The organism is Mesobacillus thioparans (assembly GCF_965138835.1).
In the GTDB taxonomy this organism is placed as follows: Bacteria; Bacillota; Bacilli; order Bacillales; family Cytobacillaceae; genus Mesobacillus; species Mesobacillus thioparans.
The window spans coordinates 93977-108992 of record NZ_CBCSFH010000003.1; the positions used below are offsets into that span (position 1 = coordinate 93977).

11 protein-coding genes and 1 pseudogene are annotated in these 15016 nt (G+C 47.0%); 2 read left to right on the forward strand and 10 right to left on the reverse strand.

What is annotated here, in order from left to right; genetic code table 11:
• Positions 1–162: 162 nt before the first annotated feature.
• The 7 genes from ACNAZ4_RS07575 to ACNAZ4_RS07605 form a co-directional block, all read right to left on the reverse strand.
• Positions 163–2037 (reverse strand): DUF294 nucleotidyltransferase-like domain-containing protein, encoded by a 1875-nt coding sequence (locus ACNAZ4_RS07575; protein WP_415813621.1) that lies wholly within the window; start codon positions 2035–2037, stop codon positions 163–165.
• Entirely contained in the window at positions 2018–3688 is a 1671-nt protein-coding gene (locus ACNAZ4_RS07580; protein ID WP_415813622.1) for a sodium:solute symporter family protein, read from the reverse strand. The genes ACNAZ4_RS07575 and ACNAZ4_RS07580 overlap by 20 nt, the downstream gene beginning before the upstream one ends.
• Before the next feature lie 45 nt (positions 3689–3733).
• Positions 3734–4036, reverse strand: coding sequence for a DUF4212 domain-containing protein (locus tag ACNAZ4_RS07585; protein WP_415813624.1), 303 nt, complete (start codon positions 4034–4036; stop codon positions 3734–3736).
• A gap of 154 nt (positions 4037–4190) precedes the next feature.
• Positions 4191–4373 carry a hypothetical protein gene (locus tag ACNAZ4_RS07590; RefSeq protein ID WP_214705988.1) on the reverse strand — a complete coding sequence of 61 codons (183 nt, stop codon included), beginning with the start codon at positions 4371–4373 and terminating at the stop codon, positions 4191–4193.
• 308 nt (positions 4374–4681) lie between these two features.
• Positions 4682–6286 carry a gamma-glutamyltransferase gene (ggt, locus tag ACNAZ4_RS07595; protein WP_415813625.1) on the reverse strand — a complete coding sequence of 535 codons (1605 nt, stop codon included), beginning with the start codon at positions 6284–6286 and terminating at the stop codon, positions 4682–4684.
• 120 nt (positions 6287–6406) lie between these two features.
• Positions 6407–8398, reverse strand: coding sequence for a penicillin-binding transpeptidase domain-containing protein (locus ACNAZ4_RS07600; RefSeq protein WP_415813627.1), 1992 nt, complete (start codon positions 8396–8398; stop codon positions 6407–6409).
• Positions 8399–8524: 126 nt separating this feature from the next.
• Positions 8525–9454, reverse strand: a complete 930-nt coding sequence (locus ACNAZ4_RS07605; RefSeq protein WP_415813628.1) for a peptidoglycan DD-metalloendopeptidase family protein — start codon at positions 9452–9454, stop codon at positions 8525–8527.
• A 200-nt stretch (positions 9455–9654) separates the two neighbouring features.
• On the opposite strand from ACNAZ4_RS07605, the gene ACNAZ4_RS07610 reads away from it, so the two are divergent.
• The gene (locus ACNAZ4_RS07610) at positions 9655–10092 is read left to right on the forward strand and encodes a VanZ family protein (protein ID WP_415813629.1); all 438 of its coding nucleotides are present in this window, start codon (positions 9655–9657) and stop codon (positions 10090–10092) included.
• A 466-nt stretch (positions 10093–10558) separates the two neighbouring features.
• Positions 10559–11383: pseudogene (locus ACNAZ4_RS07615) on the forward strand (nuclease-related domain-containing protein); the annotation flags it as partial.
• A 73-nt stretch (positions 11384–11456) separates the two neighbouring features.
• Here ACNAZ4_RS07615 and spoIID read toward each other — a convergent pair.
• The 3 genes from spoIID to ACNAZ4_RS07630 form a co-directional block, all read right to left on the reverse strand.
• Positions 11457–12485 carry a stage II sporulation protein D gene (spoIID, locus tag ACNAZ4_RS07620; protein WP_415813630.1) on the reverse strand — a complete coding sequence of 343 codons (1029 nt, stop codon included), beginning with the start codon at positions 12483–12485 and terminating at the stop codon, positions 11457–11459.
• Between the two features lie 411 nt (positions 12486–12896).
• Entirely contained in the window at positions 12897–14204 is a 1308-nt protein-coding gene (murA, locus tag ACNAZ4_RS07625) for a UDP-N-acetylglucosamine 1-carboxyvinyltransferase (protein WP_415813631.1), read from the reverse strand.
• 32 nt (positions 14205–14236) lie between these two features.
• Entirely contained in the window at positions 14237–14956 is a 720-nt protein-coding gene (locus ACNAZ4_RS07630; RefSeq protein WP_415813632.1) for a YwmB family TATA-box binding protein, read from the reverse strand.
• Positions 14957–15016 lie beyond the last annotated feature (60 nt).

Sequence of the window (15016 nt, forward strand, 5' to 3'; positions counted from 1 at the left end):
GGAATTTGTCGAACTCAGTTAAGATGAAGGTTCCCTCCGCCCGGGTGAGTTTTTCGTGGTGCCTGTCACCGCCCGAATTTTGTCGTTTCAATGCCGATGAGGGTTCCCACAATTTGTTCGGGCTTTCGTGGTGCCTGGCACCGCCCGAAATTTGTCGTTTTCTCAGACTGAGAATCTAGCATATACCATTCCTTGCAGTTCTCGGAGTGTGCGCAGGCTTAGGATGAGTTCGTCTTTTTGTCTGGTGGACATGGTTGTGAATGATAGGATTGTGCTGCCTTCTTTATTTGTCCATCTTTGCCTGATATACAGGTCGAGTACATGGCTGATGGCTTCTTTCAGGTCGTCGGTGAATCCTTCCATAAAGACGCCTTTCTCTTTTAAGACGGCGATTTTCTCAAGGGGCGTTCCCGGGATTCCGCCGTAATAAAGCGAGAGGATCTGCAGGCTGTGATGAAATGGGAACAAGACTTCTTTTTTCATGTCGAGGCTTTTCCGGCCGAGCCTGAACAGGGCGCGGATTGGTTCATCGAGCGTCGGAATTTCCTGCTCCTTTTCTGCCTGGACCATGCGATACAGGAAGATTTTTGAGCGGTCGAGCAACTCGGCGATTTTCGCTTCGAATTCTTTATTCAACGGTTCGCTTCCTGCAGCAAATCGATAGGAGAAAAAATTCTGGGCCAGCAGGATGTTTTCATTCGTCGATTGCAGCATCCACTTCCGGACGCGGTCCTGCCATTGCAGCACCGTCCCCCTCCATTGTTCTTCACTCGACATCATCAGTCCTTTGCAGCGGGCATAGCCTGCGGCCTCGAGCCTGTTGGTGATTTCAGTACCTAATTTTTCAAAGTATGCATGCTCTTTCGTTTCGCCATAAACAAGAAAATGATCCTGGTCTGTCAGCATGAACTGCTCACCTCGGCCGGCCGACCCCATCAGATAGAACGCAAAAGGCACCGGAGGCTCTCCCAGTACCGCAACGGACAGCTCCACCGCTCTGGCTATTAATCTGTCGTAAAGCTTCGTCACGATATCCAGCAGCGCCAGTGCAGGAACAGAGTCCCGCAGGAGCGTTTCGGTAATTTCATAGATTGCTGCTTTGACTTCAGGCAGGCTCGCTTCATTTGCCCCCTCGATTTTCTTGATTGTCCTCATCACACTGTCATTCTTTTTCCGAAGCAGATCGGTCAATGTCACGATCCCCGATACCTGGCCATGGTCAACGACCGGTAAATGCTTGATTCCTTTTAAAAGCATTTCTGAAAAGGCATCATAATAATAAGCAAACCTTGAAATCGTCACCGGATTCTCGGTCATCACGTGCCTCGCCGGTTCATCAAATGACAGTCCCTGCGCTACCACCCGGCCGACGATATCCCGCTCGGTAATGATTCCTTTCAGCTCTTGCTGTTCCAGGACAAGCACGGAGCTCGTTTTTTGTTCGGACATTTTGCGGGCAGTATCCTTGATGCTAGTATCCGGGGAAACGGAGGCGATGCTTTCCGACATCATATCCTGGACCCTCGCTAAAATCGTCTTGCCCTCGCCGATTCCCCTGGCCCTTTCCACCTGCTCCGCAAGCGATCCATACACATCCTTCAGGCGGATGGACACCTGTGTCAGCAGATAGTCATGGACATCGTGGTCGTCCCATCTTTTCGCCAGCACGGAAAAAGGAATCAGCAGGGCCCGGACATCATCAACCGCCCTGACCTCAACATTGGCCTGTGTTTTTTCGGACTTCGCAAAGCCAAGGAATTCCGCGAGGCTTGAAAAACCGACGATTTCCCCTTTTTGAATGACCTCCAATACTTCCTCCTGCCCGGCGGCATTTTTCACGAACACCTCGGCAATTCCCTGTAAAATCAACAAAAGCCCCTGACGTGGTGTGTCCGCCTGGAGCATCATATCCCTTTTCCCATAGGAAAATGCTTCACATTCCTCGACAAGGGAAAGGGCCGTGCGTTCATCCAGCCCCTCAAACAGGGGGTGGAACTGCACGGCCTTCCAGATTTCTTTATAAAGCTTTGTTTCCATCGTCATTCATCCAGACTTCACCATTCTTATAAGACATCTGTTCAGGATAACGAAGGTCGAGGACTTCTTCCTGAATTTTTTGCGATGGAGCCGGAGTCGCAAGCGATACGATGACGTTAGCTAAAATCGCTGCAGAGGCACCGAATACGCCAGCACCGGTGTCGATGATTCCGAGAATCGTGTAGCCGCCGTATTTGGCTGCGAAAATATATCCCAATGTCACAGCCAGGCCGACGACCATGCCGGCGATGACACCCTGTGCGTTTGAACGCTTCCACCAGACACCGAGGATGAGTGCCGGGAAGAATGTACCGCTGGCAAGTGCAAACGCCCAGGCAACAATCTGCGTAATCGCTCCAGGAGGGTTAAGCGCAATCAGGCCTGCAAACAGTGTCGCTACAACGATCGAAATACGCGCTACGTTCAGACGTGTTTTCTCTGTAGCACTTGGTTTCAGGACACGGTAGTAAATATCGTGCGCAAATGCCGATGAAATCGCAATCATCAAGCCACCTGCTGTAGAAAGGGCCGCGGCCATAGCGCCTGCCGCTACAAGGCCGATGACGAATACGCCAAGGTTGGCGATTTCAGGTGTCGCCATAACGACGATATCGTTGGAGATGATCAATTCACCCCACTCAAGGATTCCATCGCCATTTCCATCGGCAACCTGAAGCTTACCGGTATCCACCCACGTTTTCGTCCAGGCAGGAAGCTCACTGATTTTGCTGCCGGCAACCTTTGTCATCAGGATGAAACGGGAGAATGCCGCATAGGCAGGTGCTGACAGGTAAAGCAAGCCGATGAAAAGTAGTGCCCAGGCTCCTGACCAGCGAGCAGCCTTCATCGTCGATACCGTATAGAAACGGACGATTACGTGCGGTAGGCCCGCCGTACCGGCCATCAGTGTGAACATAAGGGCAAGGAACTGCCATTTCGTGCCGTTCGTGAATGGCGCGAAGTATTCAGAAATGCCAAGCTCACGGTCGAGCTCACCCATTTTCCCGACCAGCTCGCCATATGAAAGCCATGGGAGCGGGCTGCTCGTGATTTGCAGGGACATAAAAATTACCGGGATCAAATAGGCAATGATCAATATGATATACTGGGCAACCTGTGTCCAGGTAATCCCCTTCATTCCGCCGAATGCTGCGTATGTTGCGATCAGGACCACCCCGATCATCGTGCCGAGCTTCGCATCGATTTCGAACAGTCGCCCGATAACCACGCCGGAACCGGAAAGCTGGCCGATCGAATACGTAAAGCTGATGATGATCGTTGAAATCGCCGCAATGACGCGTGCCGTGTGGCTGTTGTAGCGGTCACCGATGAATTCAGGAACCGTGTAGCGCCCATACTTCCTGAGCTGTGGTGCAAGCAGGAAGGTCAATAGCAGATATCCGCCCGTCCAGCCCATGATATAGGCCAGGCCGTCATAGCCAAGCAGCATGATCGTACCGGCCATCCCGATGAAGGAAGCGGCACTCATCCAGTCAGCTCCGATGGCCATTCCGTTGAAAATTGGCGGGACGCCGCGGCTGGCAACATAGAAGTCAGACGTTTGCTTAGCTGTATTGTAGATCGCAATCCCGATATACAAACCGAATGTAGCTAAAATAATAGATAATGAGACCAAGAATTGTGTATCCAAAGTTCTCCCCCTTATTCAAACGCTCTTTTTGTCTTTTCCAAAGGCTTAATGGTCCAGGCTCTTTCCTTCGCTCAGCTTGACGTTCTTCTCTTCGTCGATTCCATACTTCTTGTCGATGCTGTCGCTAAGCTTGGCGTTGACAAACAGCAGGATGATGAACGTGACCACCGCACCCTGCGCTCCCATGAAGTAGTGGAACGGGAAGCCGCCGATCGAAATCTCGCTCAATGGCTCGGCGATCATCACTGCGCCAAATGAAACGAGAAACCAGATGACGAAATAAACGATCATGTTACGGGTTTTTTCACGGAAATAAGCGTCAGCAACTGACTTATCAATTTTCTTCACATTTACACCCCTTTTTTTTGCTAATCCCCTTTGTATAAACCTTCATGATTGACGGACACAGCCTAACATCGTAAAAGCTTTCCCCCACTCCTTTTTCAAAATTTAATTATATGAACCCTGCGCCAGGCAAGGTTGATACCGAGTTGGAAAAATTCTAGCTTAGACTGAAGATGAATTTTAACGTTTCAAAGAATGGGGCTGGGACCATGATGATCTGGATGAGGAAGTAGAGAAAGATGCTCAGGAACGGGACTGCCAGAAAAATCACCTTGTTTTTCCGTAAGCCCAGGAACAAACTGATGCCGGTAATCACCAGCAGGCCGATTAAAATAATCAAGTTGAAACCTCCAATTCTTAAATTTAGTCATTTAACTAAATCTTTAGAAAATTTAATTTAATTATCCATATAATGTCCAGGCTGGTCAATACGTTATTTTTAGAAAATGTAATCGCTTTCTATGTCGATTTTTTAAAGACCGTGGAAAATTCGTCTGTAACTGTAGGGGTTGGAGGGATTCTGAGGCATAGGAGTTTGTCGAAAAAAATTTTTTCACTTGTTTCCATAGAATTGGGCTGTTTGTAATGATTTTACAGAATAACAAAAGGAACACTCGTGAGGGAGTGTTCCTTCATTAGAATATAATGTTACCAGCAGGCAATGGCGCCGTCGGTTCTCATTTCGGTTCCGCCGGTCAGGACGCCCGTGTTCGGGTCACGGACAATGACCTGGCCACGGCCGAAGCCTCCGCCATCGTACGCCACCTTCATTTGATGCCCGCGTGCTGCAAGTTCCTTAACGATATGGTTCGGAAAATGATGTTCAACTTCAATCTGCTTTCCGCTGGTCCATTGCCAGCGAGGCGCATCAAGCGCTGCCTGCGGATTCATTCCGAAATCGATCATGTTCATCGCAACCTGGACATGACCCTGCGGCTGCATATAACCGCCCATAACCCCGAACGGGCCGACTGCCTTGCCATCCTTCGTGATGAAACCAGGAATGATCGTATGGTATGTCTTCTTGCCCGGAGCAAGCGCGTTCGCATGTTTGGGATCAAGCGAGAAATCATGTCCGCGGTTTTGCAGGCCGATTCCTGTTCCCGGAACGACTACACCAGAGCCGAAGCCCATATAGTTGCTCTGGATGAACGATACCATATTGCCTTCGCCATCCGCAGTAGACAGATAGACCGTTCCGCCTTTAGGAAGTGTGCCCGGTTCAGGCATTCTTGCTTCAGCGGAGATTTTAGCGCGAGCTTCCTCACCATACTGCTCTGATAACAGGTCCGCTACCTTGGCCTGCATCGTCTTAGGGTCGGTGACATATTCCTTGCCATCCGTGAACGCCTGCTTCATCGCTTCAAGCTGCAGATGGACGCCCTGGACTTCATCTCGATGTGTAAACTCGTACCCTTTTAAAATATTCAATGCCATCAATGCAACGATTCCCTGGCCATTCGGCGGGATTTCCCAGACCTCGTGCCCACGGTAGGATACAGAGATAGGCTCCACCCATTCCGGATGATAGTTTTCAAGATCAGACTTACTTAAGAATGCTCCCGCCTTCTCAGAGGCTTCAGCAATTTTATCCGCCAATGCGCCGCGGTAAAAGCTCTCCCCATTCGTTTCGGCGATTTCCTGTAGGGTATTCGCATGGTCCTCCGATTTCCACATCTCACCGGCTTCAGGTGCCCTGCCTTCAGGAGCGAAAACGCGGAACCACTCATCGTATTCCTCACCCTGGAAACGACTCTTGTATGCATTGAAAGCACCCTTCCAATATTTTGCGAGAATCGGAGTCAGCGGATAGCCATTGCGAGCATAGTCGATGGCCGGCTGCAAAACTTCCGTAAGCGGCAGACGTCCGAACTTTTTCGATAATTCCGCCCAGGCAGATGGCGCACCCGGAACCGTGACCGGAATCCAGCCATGCGAAGGCATTTTTTCATGGCCTAGCTCTTTCACCTTTTCAATCGAAATCGATTGCGGCGCAGGACCGCTCGCATTCAGGCCATACAGCTTGTCTTTCACCCAGACAAGCGCGAACGCGTCGCCACCAATCCCATTCGAAGTCGGTTCAACGACCGTCAGGCATGCTGCTGTCGCAATCGCTGCATCAATCGCGTTGCCGCCCTTTTTTAAAATATCTAGCCCAGCCTGCGCAGCAAGCGGCTGTGATGTAGCAACCATCCCATTGCGCGCCACCGCCGCCATTCGCTGGGAAGGATATGGATATGTATGCAAAGACATTCTGATTCCCCCAATATTTTTTCGTCTTGCGAAATATTATACCAAAATAATTGAAAATTCGAAATAGAAATACCTAAAAAGAAAAGTCCGGCCTGATTTGGCCGGACTTAACACAGTCAACTATTGCATTCTTAACTCATAAAACGACTTCACCCGCGAAACAACATCCTTGGACCCAGAGTCCTCGATCATCATTGCGACGATCATGTCTGCTGCATTCGGGTTGTAGGCGACGAACCATCCGAGTTCCTTGCCTTTTTCACCTTGCTTCTCTTTGATTTCCGCGGTGCCTGTTTTACCTGCGAGCGGATAATTGGCGATCAGGCCGTTGTGGGCGGTTCCTTTTGGATCGGTGATGACCTTCGTCAGCATGCTGTTTATCGTTGCGGCATGCTCATCACTGACCAGGCCTTCCTTCCACACCTGGCCCTGTTCATCCTCCATATTCAGGATCGGTTTGATTAGGTTGCCATTGTTCACGAATGGCGAATAAGTGGCCGCAAGGTGCAGGACATTCATTTCAATCTGCCCCTGGCCATAGGCAGAGTCTGCCAGGCGGATTTCGCTGTCAATCTTGCCTATTTGCGATGGCTCGATTGGGTAGAGGTATTCCGGCTGATCTTCAAAGCCGAATTTTTTCAGGCCTTCTGTAAAAGTATCCTGTCCCATTCCAAGCGCTGCCTGTGCGAAATAAATATTATCCGAATAGACCAGGGCTTTTTCCAGGTTGATGCTGCCTTTGACATCAGAGTATCTTGTCACCTTGTACTTGCCCCATGATGCGTCTTTTTGCCATTGTTTCTCGTTGATTTCAAACGCAGTATCTTTCTGGAGCTTGCCGCTCTCAAGGCCGATTGCCGTGGTGATCGGCTTCATCACTGACCCTGGCACATAGGTCAGCCTGAAACGGTTCAAGAATGGCTGGAGCGGGTCTTCTTCTAGCGTTTTACGTTTGTTTTGCGAGATTCCAAGCGTCATTTCATTCGGGTCGAAGCCTGGTGCACTGACAAGGGCCAGCGTTTCGCCTGTCGCCGGATTGATGGCTGATGCCATACCAGCCTTTCCTTTTAGCTGATCATACAATTGCTGCTGGGCGACAACATCGATGGTTAGCTTGACGTCTTTCCCGTTTTCCACCGGTTGTTCTGCGAGTGTCTTGACTGTGCCATCTTCCTTCACAATCGAAATCCTGACACCGTTCGTTCCTTTTAATTGGTCTTCAAGAACCTGTTCGAGGCCGCGGCGGCCAATGAGGTCGGTTGCTGTATACCCTTTTCCTTCCAATTTTTCAAGGTCATCGGCTGTGATTGGGCCGACGTAGCCGATTAAGTGGGACAATGCTGCTCCGTATGGATATTCACGGGCCCCCACCTCCTGGCTTTTCACTCCATTCATCGAAAATAATTTCTCATGCAGACCTTTGTCTTCCTTCGAAATCTTCTTCAATGGAACAAACAGGTCATCTTTTACCCAGCCAGCGTTCATCGCCTTGTTGATTTGCTCCTCGGACATATCGAGCAGTTCTGCCACCTTGGCGATTGTCTGGTCTTTCTGCTCGCCAAGCTCGCCAGGGACTACTCCGACCTGGACAGCAGTGCCGTTGATCGCGAGTCCGTTCCCATCGCGGTCAAGGATGCTGCCGCGTTCTGCCTGGACATTCTTGAAGCTTAGTTTATCTCCTGCCTTAAGCTCAGGAAAAATATAAGTTGTGTTCCAGTCCACATACCAGTTCGTATCATCATCACGTTTTTCTTTTACAAGAGTGGCATTATGGTCGAATTCGATCGGACCAGCAGCACTCTCCATTTTTGCCGAGAAAGGAAGCTCTGCATCCTCCTCGTGTTCCTTTTCTTCCTCAGGCTGCTTGTAGCTGACCTTCAGCTTGTCTATCTCTAAATCCTGATAAATTTTATTATAGCGGGAGACGAATTCCTCTTTTGTAATCGAATCCTTCGCTTCAGCTGATAAAAATCCATACATCTCGTCAAATTTCTGGTCATTCCATAGCTTCACATACTGGGAAAACCGTTCTTCGGGAGTCGGTTCCTTGCTGCAGCCTGAAATGATAGCGGCCATTAGCACCGACATTATTATGAACAAAGCTCGTTTCATATGTACCCCTCCTCCTGTATGATTTTACCACAGAACTTCCAATTATTTAAGCTTGGCGCATTCCTTATTAATCCAATAAAAAAACCCGCCTTTAAAGCCAGGCAGGTTCCAAAATTTTTGAATTTATTATGAGTTGCTTGAAGTATCGGAGTCAGTGGATGAATCTTTGTCTTTACCTGCATCCTTGTCTTCATCTTGTCCAGCGTCTTTTTTATCAGAGCCATCTTCAGCAGGCTTCTCTTCTGTTGGAGTCGTACCCTCTACATCTTTTTTAGATGGAGTGGTTCCTTCAGCATCTTCCTCGACAGCGTCTTCAGACTTTCCTGCATCTGCATCAGATGAAGCCTTCTCTTCTGTTACATTAGCATCCTGAAACGCGCTAAGCGGCTTATTGAAGTACTCATGCGGATTGACAGGTACATTGTCCTTGCGGATCTCAAAGTGTACATGGTTGCCAGCCTTCTCATTGATCAGGCTTGTACCGGACTTCGCAATGACTTGGCCTTGCTCAACCTCGTCGCCAACCTTAACTTTGTAGTCTTTCACTGACTGATATTGTGTTACAATACCTTTGTCATGCTCGATTTCAATGACATTTCCAAGTACAGCATCTTCCATGACATTCTTGACAGTACCGCTAAGTGACGCGATTACATCAAATTCCTTGCCGTCTTTTGCTGCAATGTCCAGACCAGTGTTCGGATGGTAAGTATTATCATAGAACACTAGAGCTGCTTCTTGCTCTGCCGAATCGCTGTCATTATCGTAGAATCCCATTTGGATGACAGCATCATCTTCACTCACCACTGGCATTACGAAGTTCTCCATAGCGCGGTTCACTTCAACTGCAGGCTGGTCATTAATCTTTTTGCCAGGCATGTCAGTCGCTTTGTACTCTGACTGATCCAGAGAATCAGTCGCGCTGTTTTGATACCAAAGGACACCAGTTAGAATGATTGCGGCACTAGCAATATAAACTGTTGGATACACCCACCGCTTCTTGAAAAAGCTGTTCTTGCTTTTGTCTTGAGAAGATCTTTTTTCTTCCTCTCTCATTTTCATCACCTCAGCAATCAGTTTGAACAGAAGCGAAAAAATATATACATAGAGTTGAAAAATTTTTTACTGCTTATTTTTCGACAAAAGTTAGGATTTTATGCAAAAAAGTTTTTTGGCACTAAATCTCAGCTAATCAAAGCGTTTTGGTGCCCACTTCCCGCTACGTTTGGGTTACTACTATAAAGTGAGGTTTTATCATGAAAAAGTTATTATTATGGATTCTGCGCCTTCTGCCTTTCGCTTATATGGCGGCAATCTGGATCATGTCCAGCCTGCCCGATACTGCAGTCATCGAACTGCCAGACCGAGGTGTAGACCGCTTTTTAAAAGAATCACTCCATCTTGTTGAGTTCGGCATCCTGTATGTGCTGCTCGTCCTGGCCGCGCTGACGACCGGGCGCTTCACACCGGTGATGAGCTTCGCCTTCATGGGCGTGGCCATCCTGTACGGCCTGCTCGACGAGGTCCATCAAAGCTTCGTCCCGGCGCGATCCGCCACCGTGATTGATTTTATAAAAGACGTAATCGGGGTTTTAGCGGCATCGCACTTCATTCATCACGCCTACTTCAGCGGCAAGTTTGCGCGGCTGGGGAGGGTTTTGCGTGGGATTGAGGAGAGAGTTCGGGGGTTTTAGCTGGATTTGTTTTTAAGATGGTTATTAATTACGGTTTTTAAGGGGCTGGCCTTGTTATGGGGGCTGGCTTTTTGTTTTTTTAGTAGTGACTCGCACAGTCAATTAGTCCAACCGTTAAATGATTGGCTATAACCGTTAGATTAATGGCTGCAACCGTTAAATTATCGCTCCCAACCGTAGAATTATATTATGATTAGTTACTTCGGACATAAAACTTTCATAATAAAATCGTTATTTCCGCAGGTATTCGGAGTGAAAATAAAGAATCCGTATAAAAACTAATAGGGAAGTGAATAATTTGATAGAAAAAGAACGGACATATCCCATTCGGCTTCTTATGTATGAGGCTTTAATGGAAAGAATCTTACCAAATCACCCAAAATTCACATTAATTGAGTCAGATTACAAAGCCTGGCGTGCTGGATATAGAGGTGAACTGCAAACGGATTAACGTTTAAGTTTTTTACCTGAAAAAGGTTACCATATCTTTCGGGATTTACGCCTGCAAGATGAAAAATGGCATTTCCAGATTGATACTCTCATTTTAACTCTTCGCTATATCCTTCTAATTGAAACAAAAGCCTATTCTGGCACTCTTTTCTTTGACAAACATTCCGAACAAATGATTCAAACAAAGAATGACCAAGAGAAATCATATGATAATCCCATTAACCAAGTTCGTATGCAAGCCTGGCATTTGAAGAGATGGCTGAAGAATCATAAGTTCAGTGTTCCGCCCATATACCAACTAGTTGCAATCAGCAATGCTTCTACTATTATCAAGGTAAGTGACCGCTCCCTGAATAACTTGATAGTAAAAGGAGATGTATTATTAAGTCGCGTTCTTCAGATCGACGATACCACCCCAAATCCAAGTTTTACTGATAAAGAAGTAAAAAAGTTATCAAAGTCACTTGTAAAGAATCATACTCCACCTCACCCGGACATTCTGAAACAATATTCCCTCACTCCAGACGATCTTCAAAAGGGTGTTCAATGCCCGTCTTGTTTATCATATGGAATTAATCGCGAAAAGTGGATCTGGCATTGTCCTGTGTGTGAACATAAATCCAAAACAGCTCACCATAAAACTGTAAAAGAGTTTTTCCTCCTTATTAGTCCAACAATCAAGAATCAGATGTGTAGAGACTTTTGCATTGGTATTTCTTCTAAAACAGCCAGTGATCTTTTAATTTCATTGAATCTCCCCTTCACTGGCAATACTCATGGCCGCTTCTACCACATGCCTCCAGACATCGAGACTTTCTTCAAGCTCGCGAATAAGCAATAAGTCAAACAACCATACAAACCCGCGCTAAAAAGCCAGGGCTGCTCTTCGCCCTGGCCTTGTAATTATTATTATTTTATTTCTTCGCAGTCACCTTATTCAGCATGCTATCCGCATCACTGATCTCTACACCCTTGTAGTAGTGTTTGACGATGTCCTGATAGTTCTTGCCTTCTGTGGCCATGCCGTTGGCGCCGTATTGGCTCATGCCGACGCCGTGGCCGAAGCCTTCTGTGGTGATGATGACGTTGTTGCCTTTGAGTTCCCAGCTGAAGTCGCTTGAGCGCAGGCCAAGTTTTTCACGTACTTCTTTGCCGGTGAGTACTTTTCCGCCAATGTCGATTTTGGCGACGCGGTTTCCGGATGTCCTGGAGATGACTTTGCCAATTTCCGCGGAGTTCGGCAGCTTGACGCCTAATTTAGATTCCACCTCGGCCACTGTCTTCACTTCCTGGCTGCGGAACTTCGGCGACTTCAGGTCCCATGGACTTTCTACGCTGCGCAAGTATGGCAGTGAATTTGACCAGTATTCCTCCGAATTCTCTGTGAACCCGTTCGATGTTGAGAAGAAAGTCGCGTCGATTGGCGAACCATCATAGGTAAGCACCTGGCCGTCAGTGGCTTTTACAGCATCGGCGATTTTCTTCATCTTCCATTTGTAGTCGGTACCCCACTGTTTCTTCAACTCTTCTTTATTTTTAAAAACCTGATGGATTTCGGTATCATTCAGCTGTGCACCCTCGGGAACGCCAACTTTATTTGGGCTCAGCATTTGTTTTACATAATAAGTCCTCGCTGACAGCGCCTGTGCCTTCAATGCCTCAAGCTCGAACTCAGCTGGCATTTCAGCGGCTACGACGCCAATCAAGTAGTCATCAAGTGGAAGCTTCTCGGTTTTGGATAACGCTGTCCGGTAGACAGCCACCTCGATTGCTGAATCTGCTGTAGGCATAGCGGCAGCCTCCTTTGCTTCAGTTTGCAGCTCTTCTCCAAGCTTTCCGCCTGCCTTTTCTTCCATAAAAGGGAGGACGAGCAAGGATGGAATCAAGAGTGTGACAGCGAAAAGGATTGCAGCTAGTAGGATGATTGGTTTGAATTTTAACATAGAAAAGCCTCCATTATGAAATTTTACGGCCGTTAACCGTCTCATTCCATTCTTATGGAGGCGGACAAGCTTTTATGACAGAAATTGAAAAAGCTCACATTTTGCATATTTTCTTATAAAATGTTCATAATAAGTCGGTCGAAATTGGACAAAAATTTTTGAAAGGCTGTCTTCGTAAAGATGGTTGTCAAAACCCTAAAGCCGATTTTAACGTGATAAAAGCCATTTTGCAGATCTGTACTAAGTTGGCCAGCTCTTTTCTCTTAATATACATTAATTTGGTGAAGAAATTTAGATAAGTCAATAGCAACAAGTTTGAGAAAAGAGCCCTGAAAAAATCCAGTCAAAAAATCAAAAAACCGCAGAACTATACGTTAAAGCATAATTCTCCGGTTTTATGAGCAGTATTATTTATGCGTTCATGTCTGAGACTAATTTTTCAGTTACTGGCTGTTCTTCTACTTCGCTGACGCGTTCGATGTCTGCGCCCAGTCCTGCGAGCTTATGATGGAAGTCCACATAGCCGCGGTCCAGGTGATACAGTTCCGTTACGCGTGTAACTCCATCTGCCACAAGACCAGTCAGGATCAGTGATGCTGCGGCACGCAGGTCAGTTGCTGCCACTTCTGCTCCCTGAAGGTCAGATGGTCCGTTCATGATGACAGAGCGGCCATCGATTTTGATGTTTGCATTCATGCGGCGGAATTCTTCCACGTGCATGAAGCGGTTTTCGAAAACAGTTTCGGTGATCATGCTTGTTCCCTGTGCGCGCAATAGCAAGGCCATCATTTGTGACTGCATATCTGTCGGGAAACCAGGGTGCGGCATTGTCTTGATGTCAACTGCTTTCAATTTTTCAGGTCCGATGACACGAAGGCCATCCTCTTCCTCGATGATGGTAACGCCCATTTCTTCCATCTTCGCTACTAATGAAGAAAGATGCTCTGGGACTGCGCCTTTTACAAGCACGTTTCCACCAGTGATGGCAGACGCAACCATGAAGGTTCCTGCTTCAATTCGGTCAGGAATGATGTTGTGGTCAGCACCGAACAGTACTTCAACACCTTCGATCTTAATCGTGCCAGTGCCTGCGCCTTTTACCTTTGCTCCCATTTTATTCAGGAAGTTGGCAAGGTCGACGATTTCCGGTTCTTTTGCGACGTTTTCAATGATTGTTGTACCTTTTGCAAGGACAGCAGCCATCATAATATTTTCCGTAGCGCCAACGCTAGGGAAATCAAGGTATATTTTAGCTCCGTGCAGACCATTGACTGCTTCGGCTTCGATAAAACCGTTGCCTACCTTGACTGTAGCACCCATTGCTTCAAAGCCTTTAAGGTGCTGGTCGATAGGACGGGAACCGATTGCACAGCCGCCTGGTAATGCTACGCGAGCACGGCCATTCCTGGCAAGCAGGGATCCCATAACCAATACAGAAGCACGCATTTTACGAACATACTCAAACGGTGCTTCAATTTTTAACTCTCTGGATGCATCTACTGTAATCGTGTTATTTTCAAACTCCACTACGGCGTTTAAAGAACGTAATACTTCGTTGATGGTATATACATCGGAGAGAGTTGGCACATCACGAATTACGCTTTTTCCGTCACTTGCTAATAATGTTGCAGCGATAACAGGCAAGACGGCATTCTTAGCTCCTTCAACCTTTACAGAACCGCTTAGCCTTTGTCCGCCGCGGACGATGATTTTTTCCAAGTGTATTCCCCTCCGCGTCCAATTTCTCTATATTAATATTCAATCGTTATGATGGGTGTGCCAACTACCACGGTAGTCTTAGCGCCCATTCGTTCAGTTTTCCGTAATCCAAGCTGCATGTTCATGTCATGTTCGTTGCTCAGTGTCTTGTCGAACAAAGGCGAAACGGCGGAAGAGGAAATGAATGATTCTTCTGCCAGCCCTTCAACTTCACGAGCGTTAAAGGCCTTCAGCAATTTACTTTTGTAAACAGGTAAAGCCGATTTTATCTTATCATTGATTTCGCCTTTTACACAAGAGAAAGTTGTTGCGTTTCCTCGAAAAATGTCAAATATTCTGCCTGGTAAATTTTTGTTTAAAAAGGTTTCTGTATTTTTATTCCAGTACTGACCTCTGACCTCATACATCACGTACGTATGTAAAGGGCCCTTTGTGTCGGTAGAAACAATTTTAATTTTTTCCAGTATATCGGAAGACTTCATAACAGCTGTTATCTCTCCATCGTGTCCTGACCATGTCCACTCCGGAAGCTGGACCTTTAGATCCTTCACCAATGCTTCGACATTTTCCTGTTCCAATGTTTCCCTTGCATATAAAGACCAACCAGTGATTAAAATATCTTCGTTCTGTAAAACCGAGGCCAGTGTTTTTATTTCATGATCTGCGTCAGCTACAGTCGTCTTATTCCCAGCTTGGAACACAATAAAACCAATAATGCCAAAAATTGATAAAATAAATGGAATCTTCTTCATATGTTTCACTCTCCCCTTATTACCATTCTTACCAGGAGAGCAAATCACATACTTGGGAAT